16 protein-coding genes are annotated in these 20,083 nt (G+C 43.0%); 6 read left to right on the top strand and 10 right to left on the bottom strand.

Annotation, left to right across the window (positions count from 1 at the left end):
* Positions 1-10 precede the first annotated feature (10 nt).
* The 3 genes from QH73_RS00555 to QH73_RS00545 all read right to left on the bottom strand — a co-directional run bounded on the left by QH73_RS00555 (position 11) and on the right by QH73_RS00545 (position 3,949).
* On the bottom strand, positions 11-1,270 hold the full coding sequence (locus QH73_RS00555; protein ID WP_039714817.1) for a glycosyltransferase family protein: 1,260 nt from the start codon (positions 1,268-1,270) through the stop codon (positions 11-13).
* A 323-nt stretch (positions 1,271-1,593) separates the two neighbouring features.
* Positions 1,594-1,977 carry a response regulator transcription factor gene (locus tag QH73_RS00550; RefSeq protein ID WP_039714816.1) on the bottom strand — a complete coding sequence of 128 codons (384 nt, stop codon included), beginning with the start codon at positions 1,975-1,977 and terminating at the stop codon, positions 1,594-1,596.
* A gap of 397 nt (positions 1,978-2,374) precedes the next feature.
* Positions 2,375-3,949: a sensor histidine kinase gene (locus tag QH73_RS00545; protein WP_039714815.1), complete on the bottom strand. Its 1,575-nt coding sequence runs from the start codon at positions 3,947-3,949 to the stop codon at positions 2,375-2,377.
* Positions 3,950-4,385: 436 nt separating this feature from the next.
* Between QH73_RS00545 and QH73_RS00540 the strand changes: the two genes are divergently transcribed.
* Together QH73_RS00540 and QH73_RS29065 are read left to right on the top strand one after the other, a co-directional pair.
* Positions 4,386-5,435 carry an NAD-dependent epimerase gene (locus QH73_RS00540; RefSeq protein WP_039714814.1) on the top strand — a complete coding sequence of 350 codons (1,050 nt, stop codon included), beginning with the start codon at positions 4,386-4,388 and terminating at the stop codon, positions 5,433-5,435.
* A gap of 761 nt (positions 5,436-6,196) precedes the next feature.
* Positions 6,197-7,435, top strand: a complete 1,239-nt coding sequence (locus QH73_RS29065; protein WP_063777325.1) for a GAF domain-containing protein — start codon at positions 6,197-6,199, stop codon at positions 7,433-7,435.
* A gap of 105 nt (positions 7,436-7,540) precedes the next feature.
* On the opposite strand, the gene QH73_RS00530 is transcribed toward QH73_RS29065, so the two are convergent.
* Both QH73_RS00530 and QH73_RS00525 read right to left on the bottom strand, forming a co-directional pair.
* Positions 7,541-9,142 (bottom strand): FAD-dependent oxidoreductase, encoded by a 1,602-nt coding sequence (locus QH73_RS00530; protein WP_039714813.1) that lies wholly within the window; start codon positions 9,140-9,142, stop codon positions 7,541-7,543.
* A gap of 18 nt (positions 9,143-9,160) precedes the next feature.
* Entirely contained in the window at positions 9,161-10,075 is a 915-nt protein-coding gene (locus tag QH73_RS00525) for a branched-chain amino acid transaminase (RefSeq protein WP_039714812.1), read from the bottom strand.
* A 715-nt stretch (positions 10,076-10,790) separates the two neighbouring features.
* Between QH73_RS00525 and dnaN the strand changes: the two genes are divergently transcribed.
* Complete coding sequence (dnaN, locus tag QH73_RS00520) at positions 10,791-11,936, top strand: DNA polymerase III subunit beta (protein WP_039714811.1); 1,146 nt, start codon at positions 10,791-10,793, stop codon at positions 11,934-11,936.
* Between the two features lie 30 nt (positions 11,937-11,966).
* Here the strand turns inward: dnaN and QH73_RS00515 are convergent, their stop codons facing one another.
* Positions 11,967-13,154 carry a TRC40/GET3/ArsA family transport-energizing ATPase gene (locus QH73_RS00515; protein ID WP_039714810.1) on the bottom strand — a complete coding sequence of 396 codons (1,188 nt, stop codon included), beginning with the start codon at positions 13,152-13,154 and terminating at the stop codon, positions 11,967-11,969.
* A gap of 212 nt (positions 13,155-13,366) precedes the next feature.
* Between QH73_RS00515 and QH73_RS00510 the strand changes: the two genes are divergently transcribed.
* The 3 genes from QH73_RS00510 (at position 13,367) to QH73_RS00500 (ending at position 15,958) form a co-directional block, all read left to right on the top strand.
* Positions 13,367-13,999 carry a class I SAM-dependent methyltransferase gene (locus tag QH73_RS00510; protein WP_039714809.1) on the top strand — a complete coding sequence of 211 codons (633 nt, stop codon included), beginning with the start codon at positions 13,367-13,369 and terminating at the stop codon, positions 13,997-13,999.
* Between the two features lie 131 nt (positions 14,000-14,130).
* A complete protein-coding gene (locus QH73_RS00505; RefSeq protein ID WP_052289943.1) occupies positions 14,131-14,985 on the top strand; it encodes an endonuclease NucS domain-containing protein in 855 nt (284 codons plus the stop codon).
* Positions 14,986-15,088: 103 nt separating this feature from the next.
* Complete coding sequence (locus tag QH73_RS00500) at positions 15,089-15,958, top strand: aldo/keto reductase (protein WP_039714808.1); 870 nt, start codon at positions 15,089-15,091, stop codon at positions 15,956-15,958.
* 33 nt (positions 15,959-15,991) lie between these two features.
* On the opposite strand, the gene QH73_RS00495 is transcribed toward QH73_RS00500, so the two are convergent.
* The 4 genes from QH73_RS00495 to QH73_RS00480 all read right to left on the bottom strand — a co-directional run bounded on the left by QH73_RS00495 (position 15,992) and on the right by QH73_RS00480 (position 19,907).
* Entirely contained in the window at positions 15,992-16,282 is a 291-nt protein-coding gene (locus QH73_RS00495) for a Calvin cycle protein CP12 (protein ID WP_236146862.1), read from the bottom strand.
* Between the two features lie 1,096 nt (positions 16,283-17,378).
* Entirely contained in the window at positions 17,379-18,023 is a 645-nt protein-coding gene (locus tag QH73_RS00490) for a response regulator transcription factor (protein WP_039714807.1), read from the bottom strand.
* Positions 18,023-19,000 carry a S1C family serine protease gene (locus tag QH73_RS00485; RefSeq protein WP_236146861.1) on the bottom strand — a complete coding sequence of 326 codons (978 nt, stop codon included), beginning with the start codon at positions 18,998-19,000 and terminating at the stop codon, positions 18,023-18,025. The genes QH73_RS00490 and QH73_RS00485 overlap by 1 nt, the downstream gene beginning before the upstream one ends.
* A complete protein-coding gene (locus QH73_RS00480; protein WP_039714805.1) occupies positions 18,987-19,907 on the bottom strand; it encodes a S1C family serine protease in 921 nt (306 codons plus the stop codon). The genes QH73_RS00485 and QH73_RS00480 overlap by 14 nt, the downstream gene beginning before the upstream one ends.
* Positions 19,908-20,083 lie beyond the last annotated feature (176 nt).

The following is a 20,083-nucleotide window of genomic DNA, read 5'->3' as shown; positions in this document are numbered from 1 at the left end:
TTAAGGCTATCTAAACTGCTGAGCGATCGAGCGCTAAAGCGGGTAAAGAAGTATATTTTTGATAAATTTGGTTCAGTTGTTGTTTGCAAACTTTTTGAGACATGAGCTGAAGTAAATAATTCTGTACTCGAACTAAACCATTCATGTCTAAGTTAAAGTCTGGCTTTTGTCGTCCTTTTAACTGACTGAGAAGTAGATTCATTAAAGTTGTAGAACTGCAATTTTCTTGACTAGGTATGAGCGTCTTAATTAACCCTAAATTCGCCATTTTTTCGGCTCTAATTAACTGTTCTTGAGACGGCTTACTACGCGGAATAATGACAGATGGTTTTTTTGCTGATAAAATTTCACAAACAGTATTGTATCCAGCCATAGATACAACAACATCTGCGGCATTCATGTAGCTCATTAAATCATCTGTAAATTCTCCAACTCGAACTTGAGAGTTGTTTTCTGCTGCTCGTTCGACGAGTTGCTTTTGCGTTTCAGGCATTTCAGGACCGCAAATTATCAAACTTTTAATGCGATACTTGGCTGGTAATATTGCTAAGGCTGACAAATAAGTATCTACTAACTCATAGCCATCTTCTCCACCTCCAGGGGTTACTAGAATTAAGCGTTCTCGCTGCGAAACTTGTAATTCTCGTCGAATGCTGGTTCGACTCTTTTGTCCTGGTTGACGGTGCAGATAGCCGCAGTAGCGTACTTTTTCAGCAATAGTAGATGGAAATCTGTATTCTCGCACCGTATCAAAAACTTCTGGCGTTCCAACTATTTGTATTTGATGGTAAAACTTGTCAATCGCTGTATAAAAATCGTTCTTTTGCCACTCTGCGATTGTTTTTTCTGGACAGTCAAGAATATCTCGTAATAACAGTACTAGTTTAGTCTCTGGTAATGTTTTTTTAAGATAATTGAGCGTACCTCGTAACTCATTCTTTAGTCCATAGGGTTTTTTATCTACTAAAAAGATGTCTGGTTGAAAAATAATTGCTGCTGACAAAATTAATTCCGATCGCAGCTTCACCGTCTCTTCCACATCCATCCCTAAATATTTGACAGCAATTTCACCAGTTTCACCACGATTTAAACAAGGTAGCTTAATATAATCAAGTCCTTTTGGTAATCGAAAGCCCTGAAGCATGGGCGAACCAGAAAGTAATAAAATTGAAAGATCGGGAATTTCGCTTAAGAGGTGTTCGCAAATTGCTAACATTCTGCGAATATTGCCAAGTCCAAATGCGTCGTGGGAATAAACCAGCAGTCGCATGACTGATATCCTTTTTGTGTGGTCGGTTGTGAAAAGTTGGCTGGCGATCGCAGTTCGTCACTGACGATTTATTTTCCATCTACATATATCTTTGCAGTCAGTGATGAGTTGATAATGAATGTTTCATGAGAAACTTCTCATGAAACATCTCTCATTTTCGCCATCATTCTCTGTTTTACTCTCGTTCGCTCGTTCGCATACGTAAACTTAGAGAGGCGACTCATCTCTACAAAGCTATTAAGAAAACATACGTAGGATGCGTTACGCCAAAGGCTAACGCATCCTACGTATGTTTCTGTACACCTCTGCAAATGCTAAAAACTTTATTTGAGTATCGTTGGTTTGCAAGCGATTTCCAATTGTGCTTGAATACATCCTAATAAGTCTTTGAAGAGGAAAGGCTTAGTAATGTAATCATTTGCCCCAGCTTGCAAAGCCGCCGCTTTACATTGATTATCGTCGCGAGCAGTCATAATGACAATTGGTAGCACTTCTCCTTTGCTACGCAGTTCTCGCATGACCTGCCATCCATCTTTAATTGGTAAACCAAGGTCGAGTAGTAATAGATCGGGTTGACTAGTTTGAGCTAATTCAATCGCCTGTTCGCCATCAGTCGCTACAAGGGTATTGAAACCACTTTTGCCAAGTCCTTTCTCAACAAAAGCAGCTAGACGAGCTTCGTCTTCCACAATCAAAATTTGGCTCATAACCTTGTGATATACCTACTAAAAAGTGGTAAATGAACAAAATAAATGCTGAGGAGAACGATTTCGCTAATCTTGCATGGAAATCCTCGCAAATCTTAGCTAGCGATCGCCCTAATGCTACAACTTAACACTCCTCATGATTGTAGGATGATAGAAATAGCTATACAGATAATAACAGACTCAAAATAAACGCTATAAAAGATAAATATTTCAATTTTCTGTCTTTTGTTTTCTTAATACTATTTCCTGGGAACGGCGATCGGACAATTTAGCGAACTCTCAGTTATTATTCTCTTATCGATTACTTTGGCAGCTCAAGATGAGATGATGATGAAACATGAATGAGAAATTTTTCATCTCTGAACTCGCCGATCGCCCTTCTGCTTTGGTTTAATCGTCATCCAACTCGCTCGGCATGACTTTTTTTCTGTGGCGATCGCATCAAGGGTATAACAATCGTAAATCTAGCACCAGCACCAATATCGCTTTTGAGTAAGACTCGTCCGCCGTGAGCTTCTACAATTGCTTGGACGATCGATAATCCCAATCCAGCACCTTCAGATCGGCGGCGACTATTAGCAGCACGAGCAAAGCGTTCAAATATCCTTTTTTGATCTACAAGTGCGATCCCTTCTCCCGTGTCACGTACCCAAAAACTAATTCTACTTTTACTAATTGCCGAGCCAACGCCGATCGTGTCATTCTCTTTTGTGTGCTGGATAGCGTTTTGGATCAAGTTCATCACTGCCTGAGTCAAACGCTGACGATCGGCGATCGTCTGACCTTGAGCTGTAGTGTCGAATTGCCAGTTACGCTGAGCTAGTGCTTGTGCTTTGGCAAATAATTCCTCTGTAAAAGATTGAAGCTCGACAGTTTCCCAGCGTAAAAAGTCTGGGCGTTCCGCTTTTGCTAGTAAAATCATGTCATTGACAAATCGGCTCATGCGATCCAGCTCATCTAACACTAGCGCTAGAGTTTCCCGTATTTCTTCGGGGTTGTCGCCCATTAATTCTAAATGTCCGCGCACGATCGCGATCGGCGTTCGCAGTTCGTGTCCCGCATCGTTGATAAACTCTTGCTGGCTAGTAAAAGCGGCTTGCAATCTATCCATCATTTCATTAAAGGTAGTTGCCAGCTCCGCCAGTTCGCCCTTTCCCTCCACGAAAATGCGTTGGTTGAGATCGGACTCGCTAATCTTACGAGTTGTTTGGAGTATGAGGCGCAGAGGAGCCAAAACCCCCCGAGAAGCAACCCAAGCTATTAGCAAAGCCAGAATTAGCACCACAGCACTGACTTGAACGATCGCTAATACGGCTTCTACAACTTCAGCTCGTTCGCCAGCGGTAGTATGAGCAACTACAAATACACCTACAATTTCGCCGTCAATCCAAACAGGTTTGGCTGTGTAAAGAACGCTGTCAATATTTGGTTCTGTAGGAAACTCCTTTTCACCTTGCTCTGGTTGAGTCAGTTTTCCCCAGTACTGAATTAATTCAGAATCAGCAGCAAGTACTTTGGGTCTAGCTCTCGGACTAGATTTACGAAATTTTCCATCCACGATCGCGATCAAAAAGGTATCGTCTTCTGATAGTTGACGACCGAGAAAAGCATCGAAAAATTCTTCCAACTCATCTTCTGTGGCTGGAGGTTTCGTCAAGCGTATGTCTGCTTGTTTGAGCAAATTAACAGCAGCCGTTACTTCTTCGTCTTCGCGATCGCTTGCTTCGGTTTCTGCATCAATTAATTGAGTAAATATTTCCATCTTCTCCGTCAGTTCCCGATTGACACGCTGGTTGACGCGCTCGTAAAGCACCTGACGAAATGCAGGAATGGAGACGACAAAGATGAAGCCAATTGTCAGCAGATACCACAAGAGAATACGGGTACGTGCTGCCCAAAAGAACCCTCTGGCAGGCGAGAAAATTGATTTAACCTGGGGAGAGGCTCTACTCTCGCTCTGTTTTCCTTGCATCGATCGAAATTTATAATAGTCCGAGAAAAAGCTTAATACTTCTTAATATTCGCTATTGGTTTACATAATAACTGCTAAACAGGACTTTTTTGTCAGCTTACCACCTCAGAACGCTAAAATCCCTCCATAAGGGGCTTGACAAACCTATAAACAAGAAGGAATATTCCAGAATCTCTTAGGAGAAAGCTAACAAGACTCACTACGGTCAAAGCAGGCACTTGTCAGAAATTCATGCGTCTACGAAAGAAGCTATGTCAAAACCGAGCTGTGAGTGGCGATCGCTCCTCTATGAGGAGAAATATTCTTACCCCAATCCTAAACAAAATAATTCAACTAACATTTGTATTTAGGTTTAACTTGTAACTCATAGTAAGAATACTTAGTACCATTAGCAACCTGAAATCTCGTCCACAATGCTAGCGAAGGATATTAAAACATGCACGTATTAGTGACTGGAGTTGCCGGATTTATCGGTTATCATTTAGCCCAACGGTTGCTTCAAGAGGGGATAGGAGTCTATGGCATAGACAACCTCAACAACTACTACGATGTCAAACTCAAGCACGACCGCTTAGCGCAACTTCAGCCACATCCGGGGTTTGCATTTCAAAAATTGGACTTAGCAGAACGCGATCGCCTTTTAGAATTGTTTCAATATAATAGATTCGATTACGTCGTCAATTTAGCAGCCCAAGCAGGGGTTCGTTATTCTCTCCAAAACCCCTTTGCCTACTCTGACAGCAATCTTTCCGGCTTTGTTAACCTGCTAGAAGGCTGTCGTCACAGTCAGGTCAAACACTTAGTCTTTGCGTCTTCCAGTTCGGTTTACGGTGCCAATACCAAAATACCTTTCTCAGTTAGCGATCGCGTCGATCGCCCCGTGTCTCTCTACGCTGCTACCAAAAAAGCCAACGAACTGATCGCCCACGTCTACAGCCATCTCTACAATTTACCTACTACTGGATTGCGTTTTTTTACCGTTTACGGTCCTTGGGGAAGACCGGATATGGCTTATTTTAAATTTGTCCAGGCGATTGAAGCAGGCAAACCAATTGAAGTTTACAACTATGGCAAGATGAAACGCGACTTCACCTATATTGATGATGTCGTAGAAGGCGTAGTGCGAGTTATGCAGCGTCCACCTCAAATGTATTCTCAACCAAACGGTAGTAGTGAAATACCTGAAAACCAAGCTCCATATAAAATCTACAACATTGGTAATAACAGTCCGGTAGAACTGAATGAGTTTATTCAGACAATTGAGACTGCTTTAGGAAAAACAGCTCGCACGCAGATGTTACCGATGCAACCCGGTGATGTCCCATGCACTTACGCCGATGTAGACGATTTAATTCACGATGTTGGATTCAAACCTACTACGCCTTTATCAGAAGGGATTCAACGCTTTGTTGACTGGTATAAACTTTATTATAGGGAGCAGGGAGCAGGGAGTCGGGAGCAGTTATCAGTGACCAGTGACCAGTGACCACCGTAGGGGCGGGTTTGGCGAATAGATTGGCAGCCTGAACAATACATCTTCAGTCAAAACCCGCCCTTCCCAGGTATCAGCAATCGGCGATCGCCGATTGAAACTATTTGCAATTATTAAAAGTATTTTTGAAACCCTCTATTGTCTTTCACGCTATTACTTTCATTTCTTCATTCTAATATCAGATATTTCTTTCATAGAAAGCTTTCTGAAGGAATAGTGTTTAACGAATTTATAGAGATTATTCTATAAGTATTATTATCTAAGTTATGGCTGCGCTCGTTCGTGAATGTTGTTTTTCTCAAGTCATATGTAAAATAAGAACTGTAAATCTACTATTAAGAAATAATAAGCATTAACACTAGACTCGCGACTTAGAAAAGACGCAGTTGTAATTATCAATGTATTCCTAAAGTAATAGTTAGCTTGGTGCATATCTGACTCTCACTCAGTTGCCGCGATCGCCAACAGCTAAAAAGGGAAGAAGAATGTGAGAGAGCGATTCAGCAGCTTTTAAAAGTCTTGTTAAAATAAAAAAGAATATAGAGTGACTGTAATATGTATAATTATTACCTATATAAAATAAATAGATAAATTAGCTAATATATAGAACCTTATAGTTCGACTAGAGCAAAGTCGGGTTTTTTAGGAATCCGCAGCAAAAGTATAAGGCTGTTAATTATACCATAAATTAACTAACCGATATCAATGTATTTGGCATTTCATTTCTAAAATTTAGGTCGATTTGGAGTTTCTCTATGAATCAACAAAGTTCCCAAAGGAAGTTGATACGCTTAAGAGAGCTAATAATTACTACTATAGTAGGCTCCTTACCTAAGATTGCAATGGGTACGGCTGCACGGCGAAAATTATACCCGCTAATCTTACGGCACATGGGTAAAAAAGTTTTTATCCAAGAGGGAGTAGAGTTTCTCAGTGCTGAAAAGATCGAGCTTGGCAATGAGGTTTATTTATTTCGCAACGTTAAGCTGAACGCCTGGAACGATAACTGTAAAATTTTGCTGGGCGATCGCGTTGCTATAGATCGAGGCGCTGATATTAGTTGTGCAGGAGATAACTGCACGATTGAACTGGGTGAAGGCACGTTCGTCGGTCCCTACTCCTGTATCGCTGGTCCAGGGAATGTCAAAATTGGCAAGGACTGCATGATTGCCGCTCACAGTGGCATAGTGGCTAACAATCATATTTTTGCAGACCCCTTACAGAGGATTCGCGATCAAGGAGTGACGAAAAAAGGAATTGAAATTGGTGACGATTGCTGGTTAGGTTATGGCGTGAAAGTTTTAGATGGAGTCACGATCGGCAAGGGTAGCGTCATTGGTGCTGGTGCGGTTGTCACTAAAGATCTTCCCCCTTACTCCATTGCCGTTGGCATACCAGCCAGGGCAGTTGATAGCCGCCTGCAAATTCAAGAAAAAGTGGCTTACCAACAACAATATAACCCAATCGCTCAGGGCGATCGCGTTCCAGCAAATCCATCCCGCGATCGCACTGCTAGAAAAAACGAACTTGCCCATAGACCACTAGAAAATTTACTCCAAGCAACTTTAGAATGTATTCGCCACATCCTAGAAGTTGATACTGTCGCAGTCTTATTACAAACAGAAAACGGAGAACAACTAGCAGTTCATGCGACCTTAGGTTTGGAAGAGGAAATCGAAACTGGAGTCAGAATTCCCATCGGACAGGGATTTGCAGGTAAAATTGCCGCTCAACCAGAGTTAACAATTGTTGATGACTTATCGACAATAGAAGTCTACAGCCCCGTACTGCGACAAAAGGGACTGCATTCTATGCTGGGCGTTCCTCTATTTGCTAGCAATCGAGTCATTGGTGTATTTCATATTGGTAGCTTGCACCCGCGCCACTTTACCAACAAAGAAGCACAAACAGTTCGCTACGTTGCCGATCGCATTGGAGAAGCGATCGAACCAGTCTTGCGTTTGTGGCAGATGCCTGATTATGTGAATGGGTAATCAGTTATCAGTTATCAGTTATCAGTTATCAGTGACTAGACTCAATTCTTGTTACCAGCCACTAGTCACTAGCCACTAGCCACACTCACTACTCGCTTCCGAAAACTACTCTGCACCTGATCCATAGCGCCAAGCGTCAATCCAGCGGTGGTATTGGTACTGTTGTGGTGCGGGTAGATTTTTTAACCAAGGTTGAATAATTGGACTGAATTTGTTGAGAACTGAGTAGATTCCCAGGTTAGTGTAATGGATCGTCCAATCTATTAAAGCCCCCAAACCTACGTGAGGGATGATTTGGGCGATTAACAAAGGATGCGCGATCGCAGTTTTCAACAAAGTTTGTGTCAGGGGCAAAAACTGTACTACGTCTTGTAGAAACGGTCTGAGGACGCGATCGCCCAATTGTTGCATGGTGAGAAATACAACTGCTAGCAACCGATTAATGCGATCGGGCGGAATATTTCCCCCAATATCTGCCCTCATCGCTTTTTGAAACAGCCATGTAACGCTGAGATTTGGTTGATAAGAGGCTAGTAATGACAGAGACGACGCAGATAACTGCTCGCTAGAAAGTGCTGCATGAATGCCAAGCGTTAGACGTTCTAAATGGCGTACCATTGCTCCAAACCCCCCAAAGCTTAGTGGTGATTGGTTGCCACTACTATCTCCTACTGGTAAAATCCGATTCCAAGGAGTGTGTAAAGGACTTTGGCGATAGGCAGGAAAAAAGCCAAATAAGGCTCGTTGAAAATGCAGCTTATCTAAATTTACAGCCTGATACTGTGGCAGCAATCGCAAATACTCTTCAAATAACGCTTCTAAACCCAAATGTTCTGGACTAGCATCCATGTAAGTAAATAAATACGTCGTCCTACCATCTCTAGCAGGAAAAGCTTCCCAGAAATACTGACAGCGATTTTGAATCGGCGTAAAAGTGGCAATTAAATCGCCAGTTTGATTCTGGGGAAACCCTTGAGCGCAACTACCAACAACCAAACAAATACTATCGGGTTTCTGTCCCTGGCGTGCTTGTTTTGTCATCGGAGACAAATGCCCCATTGCATCGATGAGGAGGCGAGTTGTAATTGGTAATTGGTAATTGGTAATTGGTAATTGCTCCTCAGCTCTCTTCTCCCCTGCTCCCTGCTCCACAAGCACACCATTAGGATGAACGATCGCACTCACAAAGGGAGTATTTTCTAATAACACGCCACCTGCTGCTAGAAATTTTTGCTTTAAGGTTTCTAGCAAATAAATTGGATCTACACCAAGATTGAGTACGTCTTTCACCCAGATTTCGCCGCCCCAATTTTCGCCACTATTGTGAAAGCTGACGCGGGCGGGGTTATACTCAGTAGCGATCGCTTGTTCTAATTCTGCTTCAGTTAACAAGTTCAGTCGCAAAAAAACTGCCAGTTCTTGGCGAGAAATATTCCACTCTTGCTGTCTACCCCGCAAAATTCCGCGTTCGAGCAAAGCGACTCGCCATCCCCGCTGTACCAAAGCACTACCAATTAAAATTCCCAGCGTACCACCGCAAATTACGGCATCCCAGTCAACGGTTTCCAAAAGAGTCTCGCTTTGAGTCACGACTGTCGGTACGGCTGTCGTCTCCGTTCTCATCGACGCGAGTAAGCGATCGGCTTGTCGCAAGCCACTCAGAACATTGCCTGGTAATTGAGTCAGAATATCTTCTGTTAAACTCACGATCTCACTACTCTTTATTTAACTAATTGCGATCGAATATACCCAATCTTGATATTTTGGTTCTCTACCTTCGGTAATGGCAATCAGTTTTTCTTGGAGTTTTTGCGTAATCGTATTTTGTGGCGATAATTGATAATTTTCTAATCTTTTTACTGGAACAATTTTAGCCGCTGTACCGCATAAGAACACTTCATCGGCAATCAAAAGTTCGGTTCGATCGACTGGTCTTTCTATTGTTTCAATTCCCAAATCTCGGGCAATTTTAATGACGCTATCTCTAGTAATTCCTTCTAAAATATCTTGATCGAAACCAGGAGTTATCAGTCTTTCGTTTCTAACAATGAATATATTCATTCCCGAAGCTTCGCTAACTTTGCCTTGAGAATTCAATAAAATTGCCTCATCAAAACCCGATTCAACTGCTTCTGTTTTTGCTAAAGCAGAAGTGATGTAAGCAGCACTAATTTTACCCCGTAGTGGCATACTGCGATCTTCTTGTCGATACCAGGAGCTGATGCGACAGCTAACACCTTCAGCAGATAAATAGTCTTGTAACTCTAATCCGTAAACAAAAAGATCCTTTTCGATCGAATGCAGCCGCGGTGCGATTCCTAAGCCAGAAGTGTAAACAAAAGGACGAATGTAGAAAGATGCTGTAGGCTGATTGCGTTTGACAAACTCAACAATGACGCTTTGAATTTTATCTGCTGGTAAATCGTAATGCAAAAATCTAGCACTATGACTCAATCTCTGGCAATGGCGATCGAGCCGAAACAACAAAATTTGCTGGGAATCCTGCGGGTGAGGGATTCCGCGTAAACCACCTAAGGCTCCCGTTCCGTAGTGTAAGGCATGGGTAGCAATGGAGATCTTAGCCTCGCCAAACGGAACAAACTGATTTTGAAAGTAGGCGATCGGTAGGAAGCTTTGCACGGGCAAACTTAAACAGAGGTGAGATATTTCACTATAGACGATTTTACAGCTCTAATCCCAGTACGATTTGAACTAATAGCAATTTTCGATTGTATGCGTGTCACAGGTAGGGGCGCACGGCTGTGCGCCCCTACGAACGTGTATTTTACCCAATTGAAAACCGCTATAAATTCAAATAGAACGGATGAATTTGGAAAATCTAATATATTATCATCAAGCATAGTAAAATCAAAAGTACTAAGTTTACAGCCAGTAAGTCGAATTAGGCTTGTTGGAGCTTTAGCTAATTGAGTTGGCGATCGCGATCGCTCTCCACAACTCAAGCTTAAAGCGAGTATAAATAAAAATTAAGATTCACTTCTACCTGTGGAAAACTTCGGGTTTTCTGTGGAAAACCCGGGGACAATTTGTGGAAAACTATTGATTTTACGTGGAAAAATTACAGTAAGTATAAATACCCTGTGGAAAACTTAAGGCTTTTTTCCACAAGTTTTCCACAAGTTTTAATCTCTAGGATCGCCACAGAAGCAGCAAGAGCCATTTTTTTTCACAGTTTCCACAGCACCTACTACTACTAATAAAAAAATATATCTTTAAGTCGGATCTATTCGCACAGAAGTTTGTTGGTCTACTCTTACAACAACCTTGACAAGAGTGATACCATGTCTATTCTGGAGCAAATCTGTCCTAGCCCAGTGCCATCTGTTAGCTGTCCATGAAACTCGTCTGTACTCAAAACGACCTTAGTACAAACCTTTCTCTTGTCAGTCGCGCCGTTCCCTCGCGTCCGACTCATCCGGTTTTGGCTAACGTATTGCTGCAAGCCGACGCAGATACGCAGCAGGTAAGCTTGACAGCTTTCGATCTCGAACTGGGAATTCGCACCACGTTTGCTGCTACGGTGACGGTAAGCGGTGCGATGACTTTGCCTGCTAAGTTGTTAAATGACATTGTGGCAAGGCTTCCAGAAGGAGAAATTACGCTGGAAGAAGAGGAAGGAGAAGTCCCATTTATTGCTGCGATCGCTTCTCAGCATGGACGCTACCAAATTCGCGGTATGGGAGTGGAAGAATTTCCTGAATTACCCGTGCTAGAAAAGGGTGAATTCGTGCATTTGCAAGCAGAGGCTTTGATGGAGGGTTTGAAAGGCTCGCTATTTGCGACAAGTGCTGACGAAAGCAAGCAAATTTTGAAAGGATTGCATTTGACAGTCCAGCAAGACACGCTAGAATTTGCAGCAACGGACGGTCATCGCTTGGCAGTCGTGCAAACTGCAAATGACACTTCAGACGGCGAAGAGTCTAGACAACTTGAAGTCACCGTACCCGCTAAAGCGTTTCGAGAACTGGAACGGATGCTGGGGAAGTTACAAGCTAGCGAACCAATTGCCTTGAATTGCGATCGCGGTCAAATCGTGTTTGAATGGTCAGAGCAACGGTTGACGTGTCGCACCCTAGAAGGTCAGTATCCTGCCTATCGTCAGTTAATTCCGCGTCAATTCGAGCGCCAAATTGCGATCGATCGCAAACAATTACTGGGTGCGTTAGAACGAATTGCGATTATTGCCGACCAGAAAAATAATATTGTCAAGTTTCACATTGATACCGACAAACAAGAATTAGCCTTATCAGTTGACGCGCAAGATGTAGGTAGCGGGAAAGAATTTCTACCTGCTGAAATTTCTGGTGGGGGCAATCTCGATATCGCTTTTAATATTGCTTATTTGATGGATGGAGTCAAAGCATTACCTTCAGGGGAAATCGAAATGCATTTGAATACGGCAGTCACTCCAGTGGTTTTGACTCCCATTGGTGGGTTGCAGATGACTTATTTGATTATGCCCGTACAGATTAGAAATTGATAGGGTGCGTTATTAACACACCCTATCAAATTAAACCTTAGCAATATCAGCAAAACGAATTTTGAGATAATCCTCGTCCATTTTTGCCCCAGATGGTTGTAATGCTGCTAAAGCTTGAGGTAAAACCAAATTGCGGCGATGGTTGCCAATGGTAATGTTCAGTTCATCCCCGGTTTTACTCAACTGAATTTTATCTTTGGGAATCCCTGGTAAATACAGCTCTAAACTGTACTGATTGTGTTCTTGTACGACTTTGAGCGTAGTTTCTTTGTAATAAACTTGCGCGGGGTCTTCTTCTTGATATAACGTCGCTTTCAATCTTTCCAAAGCTGCTAAACCACACATTTCCTCAGAATAAAGAGGAACTTCTTTCACGGGTAAAGGACGGAAGTTTTCGTGAATTTCCTGACGATATTGCTGTTGATTTTCTTTCCACTTTTGGAAGAAAGGATCGGTTACTTGTTCGGGAATGATTCGATTGGCAACAACTAAATCTGTGGAAACATTATATAAACTGAGATAAGCATGAGCGCGGAGAGACTCTTTAATCACCATTTTTTCAGGATTGGTGACTAGGCGCACGGAAGTTTTCGTGTTGTCGGTTAAAACTTTTTCCAATGCCTCAATTTGCTCGTAAAATTCATAGGGAGCGTCCATCACTTCTTTATCTGGAAGCGAGAAACCTGCAATAGGTTTAAATAAAGGCTCTACCAAAGGTCTAAGCGCTACAGACATTTTTTGCAGTGGCTTGTAAAAGCGGCGCATATACCATCCACTGACTTCAGGTAAGCTAAGCAACCTTAAAGCCGTACCCGTAGGCGCAGAATCGATAATTAAGACATCGTATTCGCCTTCGTCGTAGTGGCGTTTCATCCGTACCAGACCGAAAATTTCATCCATACCTGGTAAGATGGCTAATTCTTCAGCTTGAACTCCATCTAATCCCCGTGCTTGCAGAACTTGGGTGATATAGCGTTTGACTGCACCCCAGTTTCCTTCTAATTCCAGCAGCGCGTCTAATTCTGCACCCCAGAGATTTTGGCGCACTAGGCGAGGTTCGTGTCCTAATTCTAAGTCAAAGCTATCTGCTAGGGAGTGTGCGGGGTCAGTGCTGAGAACCAGCGTGCGATAGCCGAGTTCGGCGCAGCGCAGTCCAGTAGCCGCCGCCACAGAGGTTTTCCCAACTCCTCCTTTACCAGTCATGAGGATTAGACGCATGAATATTGTCCTATCTGAGAAATGTTCATATTTGTTTATAATCTATCAGCTATTGAATTATTGGTGGGGGATTAGGTTGAATGGTAGTTGGTAGTTATTGGTTGACAGTTGACAGTTGAGTGTTGTTTTTTGAGTGTTGTTTTTTCTCCCCCACACTTCTCACGCTTCCCACACTTCCCCTTCTCCCTTGTCCCTAATCCTCAATCCCTACAATGCAGACCAATCTCTGGACTAATGCTGACCACGTTTTGTGGTACCTTGCCAAGGCAGATAAAATTCCCCATCGGACTGAGGGAGAAGGCGTGTTGTTGGAACAAGTGCCAAAAACTGTAGAGCGAATTCTCGATTTAGGGACGGGGGATGGTCGTTTACTAGGTTTGTTAAAAATCGATCGTCCGCAAGTTCAAAGCGTGGCGATCGACTTTTCTCCTACCATGCTAGAAGCAGTGCGTCAGCGTTTCGCTGGAGATGAAACAGTAGAAATCATAGCTCATAATTTAGATGAACCTTTACCAGCTTTAGGTCAATTTGATGCTGTTGTTTCTAGCTTTGCGATTCATCATTTAACGCACGATCGCAAACGATCTTTATATGAGGAAATTTTTTCTCTCCTAGTCCCAGGTGGAGTTTTTTGCAATTTAGAACATGTTGCTTCTCCAACTCAAAATTTGCACGATCGCTTTCGTCAGGCGATCGGAATTGCAGATGAGCCGGACGATCCATCAAATATATTATTAGATGTTGAAACTCAACTCAAATGGTTGCGGGAAATTGGTTTCACAGATGTTGATTGTTATTGGAAATGGTTGGAATTAGCTTTATTAGTTGGAGTCAAACCAAGCTAAGATTTGGTTTTGATATAGGCGATCGCTGCCTATCCTGCTATTATTACTGAGTTTATACCACATTTTTTGTATAATATAGCACACTAACTTAGGTTGACAAATCATCCAACTTATTAGCGTGTTCGGAGTTCATGCTGAAAAAGGTAGATAACAAATGGCAGTTTGCCAGTGAAAATAATCTAGAAGATTTTGTTTGGAGTAGACTTAATAGCCTGCTTGGACTCTCTGGTTTAAAACGACAGTACAGAGTATACGGTGATACCTGCGATATCTTGGCACTAGATGAAAATAGCAGATTGGTAATATTGGAACTAAAAAATGTTGAAGATCGATACATAGTTCAGCAACTTACCCGTTACTATCACAGCTTGTTAGATGAAAAGCCTTTTCAGCAGCAAGTGAATTACGAATTGCCAATCCGACTGATAGCGGTTGCTCCCAGCTTTCATTACCATAACTGGATAGATAAGAAATATCATCAACTAAGTTTTGAATTTATGACTTTTACACTTAGCCAACAACAGAACGAGGTGTATTTGCAGTTACAAAATTTAGATACAAAGGAAAATATTCAAACAACAGTTTTGAATGGATCGCTTATACAAAAAACAAAAGTTTCACAGCCTCAAACCTTAGTAATTACTGAGAGCAGTGGCACTGCTACTTATACTAGAGCTATAGATAACATTTTATCTTATTATGTGCTTGTCAAGAATGCTCATAAGTTGGGAATTCCTGAGTTGGAACCTTCTGAAATTGAAAGACTCAATAATTTGGGCTTTCCCAATAAAGTCAGCAAGCTTTTCAAGATTCGAGTAAAGGAAACAAGAACGAAGAGTGGTTATCGAGACATCTCAATCCGAGTTCCTTCAAGTATAGGTGTTTGGGATTTTCATTGGTGGGTAAAGGCTCATGTACCGACTGCAATTGAAACTATCACTCCAAGTGGTAGGCGACATTCGCTATACAGATATAGCCGTGGCTAAATAACTGGTAATTCTACGCTGTTGACTGTTTAAGCTCGATTGTGCCAACTTCTGTCCAGAAAGATAGAATGGGCGAGAGGAACAAGTCACGGAATCTCAAGTGATGGAAACAAAACAGCTAGGGAATACTGGTGTCACCATCAGCGCTATCGGTCTAGGTGGAATGCCAATGTCATTGAGTAGCAGACCACCAGAAACACAAGCAATTGAGACTATTCATCGCGCTTTGGATTTGGGTGTAACTCTAATTGATACGGCTGACTCCTATTGCAAAGATGAGTCAGATAAACACCATAACGAGCGTTTAATTCATCAAGCGTTGCAACAATATCAGGGTGATGCGAGTAACGTAGTTGTTGCTACCAAAGGCGGTTTAATGCGTCCTGGTGGAAGTTGGACGCGCAATGGCAATCCAGACCACTTGCGGGAGACGATTCAGATTAGCTTTGAGGCTTTCGGGGGAGAAAAACCAATCGATCTGTGGCAATATCACGCCCCAGATCCAAACTATACAATTGAGGAATCTCTCACACCTGCTAAAGAAGCCGTTGCAGCAGGAACGATCCGGTATGTTGGTGTTTCTAATTTCTCTGTAGAACAGATTAAACGCGCTCGCGATGTAGTTGATATCGTCTCCGTCCAAAACCAGTATAATCCCTGGCAGCGACAACCAGAGACAGATGGAGTATTAGAATATTGCGAACGTGAAGGTTTAACCTTCCTGCCGTGGAGTCCTTTAGGGGGTAGCCGCCGCGTTGCCAGCTTACCAGACATCCCCGCGATCGCGCAATTAGCGAAAGCAAAAGGTGTCTCTGTCTACGCGATCGTTTTAGCATGGCTGCGGGCAAAGTCGCCTTATATCGTGCCTATTCCTGGTGCAAGTAAAGTTAGTAGTATTGAGGATTCAGTCAAATCTACCCAACTTCAACTATCTTCGGAGGAAGTAGGGCAGATCGATCGTGCTACAAGCTAATGTAGAGACGTTCCCCGGAACGTCTCAAGATGACTACACATCGTAAATTAGACATTCAATTGCTTCTGGATGCTCTATACAGTAGAGATCGAGACTATTTCTTTGTTGAGCAGCTTCACGATGGCTTCTTTCTGCTTGTAATTCTTCCACAATGTCCCACGCTACCGCGCATTCGCTAGAACCGTCACCTGAAGTTTGGCACGCAGCACGCGCTTCTTCTAAAGCTTGCACGATCGCTTTTTCTAAAGAATTACTAATTTCGTTTCCCGCGATCGCAGTAGCCATTTTAGTGACTTGGGAGGGACGATCTGTTGCCTGAGTCATAAAAATCTCCTGTTTAGCTTTTCAGCCTTGATTCCACTGTACTTGTCTTTCTCGCTCCCTCAAAGTTGGTAACTCTGAGTATTTCCTTTTCTAATTTAGGCATGAGAAGACCAGCTGCCAGTAAGTAAAACCGTAATTTTAAGCATCGGTTTTTACTGCCTATATCTTAGACCGATTTCTCTAGATGCTGCGGTTTTGCTTATAATTTTTTAGTTTAGTTTTTCGTACATTAATCTGAGACTTCTAATATTTTAAACATTTGATCGAATGTTCTTATAACTTAAAAAAATATTTACAATTTCTGCTGAATTATAGTGTTTGCCTTAGAAGATGCTCAAAATTAATAGGACTGTCAGCCTACTTATTTTGTAGCTAGCATAACACTAATGTAAATCAATCGTTTGAAATACATTCGTAGGGGCGCACATCTGTGCGCCCCTACAGCTCGTATGTACCCCATCGAATGGAGAATAGCTATATCTAATTTCTAAAAATAAAATAATCTAAAGTAGATACGCAAACAGTAACTACAAATAAAAAATATAGTGCATAATATCAAGCCGCTCAGAATACAATCGCATTCTAAGCGGCTGAATGATTAACATATAGTTAGATATAAAAGCCAACTCTAAACGTGAACTACCTCAGACCGTTCTGCTGGAGGGTTTCGCCTCCCCTTGGTAGTAACGAAGTGGAGGAAGCGATAAAAACTCCACACCGTTTAGAACCGATATTTGCACTGTCCATTTGCCTGACATCGCTCTCCTTCAGCTAATGGTTCTGGGTCACAACGGCGTAACCCCCATCCAGTGCGTTCTTTTATTATCTACAGTTATTAGAATAGCAATTCCAGAAAGAGTAGCGATCGCACCACAGTAAGAGTTTCTACTCACTAGAAAGTTAGAGCTTATTCATTCACTTTTTTCTACCTAAAAGCAGATAGATATGCTTGGCTAGGTGTCAATAGTTAAGTATTTTTAGTAATTCAAGAACGGGGAATAGGGAGCAGGGAGACAAGGGGGACAAGGGGGACAAGGGGGACAAGGGAGAATAATTAGTGTCAACCGTCAACCGTCAACCGTCAACAAATGACCAATTACAACATAATCAATCCTTGTCTGGCTCCCAAAGTCACGGCTTCTGTACGGCTGCTGGCGTTGAGTTTGCTAAAAATAGAGGAAACATGAAACTTAACTGTATGCTCCGAGATACCTAAACGCTTGGCGATCGCCTTGTTACCCAATCCCTCAGCGAGCATTCCCAAAACTTCAATTTCGCGGGAAGTTAATGCTTGTAGTGGTGTCGTTGCTTCTACAACTCGTTCGCTAGTTGGCATAAGAGTCAGTAAAGCATCGATCGCATCGGGGTGCAATACGACTAATCCAGTTGCAACAGCTTCTACAGCTTGTAGAATTTCTTCTGCTGATGCCGATCGCGGTAAGATGGCTTTGACACCAGAACGAAGTAGTTCGGGTAGGCGATCGCGCTCCTCAGTGTCAGAGAGAATGGCGATTGGTAATTCTCCTACTTCTGATAATGCAACTAATTTTTCACTGACAGATTCTCCTTCTGGTAAACTCAGCTCGATTAGGACTACATCAGGGTTATGAGTTGCGATCGCCGCAGCTAAGGTAACTGAGTCGGCAGAACTACCAATTGCCAGTAGATCGGGATTTGTCCGCACGATACTCTCTAAACCCGCGCGGACAATTGAATTAGTGGCAGCAACCAGAACCCGCATCACGCTGCCGCTGCTCCCGACTTATCTGGAATTTGGATTTGAGCGATCGCCGATTTGCCAGCACGAATCAAATTGAGTTGTAGTAAATCTCCTGGGGAAAACTGCCAAAGAGCTTCAGCTAAATCTGAAATGTCAGCGAAACCTCGTCCGGCTACTCCTGTCAATACATCGCCAGTTAATAATCCAGCGGATTCAGCTAAACTACCTGCTTGTACTTCCAAGATTAATAAACCTAACCTGCGCCTGTATCTCCGTCCAATTGCCACAGGCTGAAGCGTCACTCCTAAATAAGGTTTAACTGTACCACGCTGTAAGAAACGCTCTACTATGTTGCTGGGTATAGCTAAGCCCAAACCACCCGCGATCGCCGTGTTAATACCAATTACTTTACCTTGAGTATCGGCAAGAGCGCCGCCAGAATTCCCAGCATTCAAGCGAATATCTGCTTGTATCCAGGTTCCAGATTGCTTCTTGGGATTGACAGCGTGAATAATCCCAGTTGTTAAAGCATTTGTTATACCTAGAGGATTACCAACTGCAAATACCATCTGACCGACTCGCAACGTGTCAGAATCTCCAATGGGAGCAGCTGGTAGATCGGTAGCATCAACCTTCAATACAGCTAAATCTTGTAGGCGATCGCGGTTAGTACAGACAGCGTCGAGTACCCGATTATCTGCAAGTTTAACTGTAGGGCGATCGCTCCTAACGACATGAGCGTTCGTAATAATAACACCGTCAGCTTGCCAAATCACACCAGAATCGCCGCCAAATCTCCGGTCTTGTATCTGTACGGTAGAACGGCTCAAAGCTGCGGCAACACTTGCTAGTTCGTCATTGAGTGTAGTCATAAGTGAGGAGTGAGGAGTGAGGAGTGAGGGGTGAGGAGTGAGGAGTGAGGAGTGAGGAGTGAGGAGTGAGGAGTAGTCAACTGATAACTGATAACTGATAACTGATAACTGATTACCGTTCTCCAATCGCGATCGCTATTGTTAGTAACGCGCCGCCTCGAATAACTTGTGCGTTGAGGGTTTTGCCTACAGACTCCGAACCGAGCATTGCCTGTACGTCTCCGGTATCGGCGATCGCTCTACCATCAAGAGAAATGAGTACGTCGCCAATCAACACGCCAGCGCGATCGGCGGGACCTGCGGATTCGATACTGACGACAATTACACCCCCGTTGCTGGATAGATTCAACGCATTTTTCAGATTGTCGGGTAGTAATACGGGCTGCATTCCCAACCCCAAATAGCCTCTGGCAATCTTGCCTTTTTCCAGTAAGGTGTCAATAACGCGGTTAACAGTCGCAACAGGTATAGCTAGCACCATATTACGAGGACCAACAGTATTAATACCGACAACACTACCTTTCGCATCTACTAATGGACTGCCAGAAAAACCAGGATAAAGTGATAAATCTAATTTGAGCAATCCTTCAGTTTGCCTGCCACACCAATCGCGTTGTGTAACACCAATACCTTTGGCGCTGACTACTCCCCAGCTAGCACTCAACCCGCTCTCACCAGGACGTGCTACAGCCAACACTAGATTTCCAACTTGTAAAGTACTGGTATCGCCAATTTCTGCTATAGGTAACTGGGTATCTGGTATTTTGAGTACAGCTAAATCCGTACTGGAATCTCGACCGATTAAAGTTGCCGCTACAGTGCGATCGTCTGGTAGCCTGACAGCAATCTCCTCATCCCGCCTCACCGTGTGTTCGGCAGTAACAATGATACCATTACGCCAGTGAACGCCAGTTGAAGGAATACGGTGACGTGCATTTACAGCAACAACAGCACGACCTGCCCGTTCGACTGCATCAGCTAAATTATTGGAAAGTGCTAGCAAAGTGTTACTTTCAATTGATGGTGACTCCATATCATTTTTCCTTTTAGGAAGTGGTCATTGGTCATTGGTCATTTGTTAACTGACAACTGGTCACTGGTCATTGGTGATAGGTAGTTGGTAGTTGGTAGTTGGTTCTCCCCTGTTCCCTCTGCTCCCTGCTCCCTGATAACTGATTACTCATCATCTTGCCGAACTTATACTATGGA

The organism is Scytonema millei VB511283, from assembly GCF_000817735.3.
Taxonomy (GTDB): domain Bacteria; phylum Cyanobacteriota; class Cyanobacteriia; order Cyanobacteriales; family Chroococcidiopsidaceae; genus Chroococcidiopsis; species Chroococcidiopsis millei_B.
This window is presented reverse-complemented; position numbering and strand designations above follow the sequence as displayed.

What these genes read in the sequence shown, in the direction of transcription:
- QH73_RS00545 (WP_039714815.1), bottom strand. Translation starts at nt 3,949, where the DNA reads ATGCAAGGAAAACAGAGCGAGAGTAGAGCCTCTCCCCAGGTTAAATCA.
- QH73_RS00490 (WP_039714807.1), bottom strand. Translation starts at nt 18,023, where the DNA reads ATGCGGGTTCTGGTTGCTGCCACTAATTCAATTGTCCGCGCGGGTTTA.
- QH73_RS00510 (WP_039714809.1), top strand. Translation starts at nt 13,367, where the DNA reads ATGCAGACCAATCTCTGGACTAATGCTGACCACGTTTTGTGGTACCTT.
- QH73_RS00540 (WP_039714814.1), top strand. Translation starts at nt 4,386, where the DNA reads ATGCACGTATTAGTGACTGGAGTTGCCGGATTTATCGGTTATCATTTA.
- QH73_RS00555 (WP_039714817.1), bottom strand. Translation starts at nt 1,270, where the DNA reads ATGCGACTGCTGGTTTATTCCCACGACGCATTTGGACTTGGCAATATT.
- QH73_RS00500 (WP_039714808.1), top strand. Translation starts at nt 15,089, where the DNA reads ATGGAAACAAAACAGCTAGGGAATACTGGTGTCACCATCAGCGCTATC.
- QH73_RS00495 (WP_236146862.1), bottom strand. Translation starts at nt 16,282, where the DNA reads ATGACTCAGGCAACAGATCGTCCCTCCCAAGTCACTAAAATGGCTACT.
- QH73_RS00550 (WP_039714816.1), bottom strand. Translation starts at nt 1,977, where the DNA reads ATGAGCCAAATTTTGATTGTGGAAGACGAAGCTCGTCTAGCTGCTTTT.
- QH73_RS29065 (WP_063777325.1), top strand. Translation starts at nt 6,197, where the DNA reads ATGAATCAACAAAGTTCCCAAAGGAAGTTGATACGCTTAAGAGAGCTA.
- QH73_RS00515 (WP_039714810.1), bottom strand. Translation starts at nt 13,154, where the DNA reads ATGCGTCTAATCCTCATGACTGGTAAAGGAGGAGTTGGGAAAACCTCT.
- QH73_RS00480 (WP_039714805.1), bottom strand. Translation starts at nt 19,907, where the DNA reads ATGGAGTCACCATCAATTGAAAGTAACACTTTGCTAGCACTTTCCAAT.
- dnaN (WP_039714811.1), top strand. Translation starts at nt 10,791, where the DNA reads ATGAAACTCGTCTGTACTCAAAACGACCTTAGTACAAACCTTTCTCTT.
- QH73_RS00505 (WP_052289943.1), top strand. Translation starts at nt 14,131, where the DNA reads ATGCTGAAAAAGGTAGATAACAAATGGCAGTTTGCCAGTGAAAATAAT.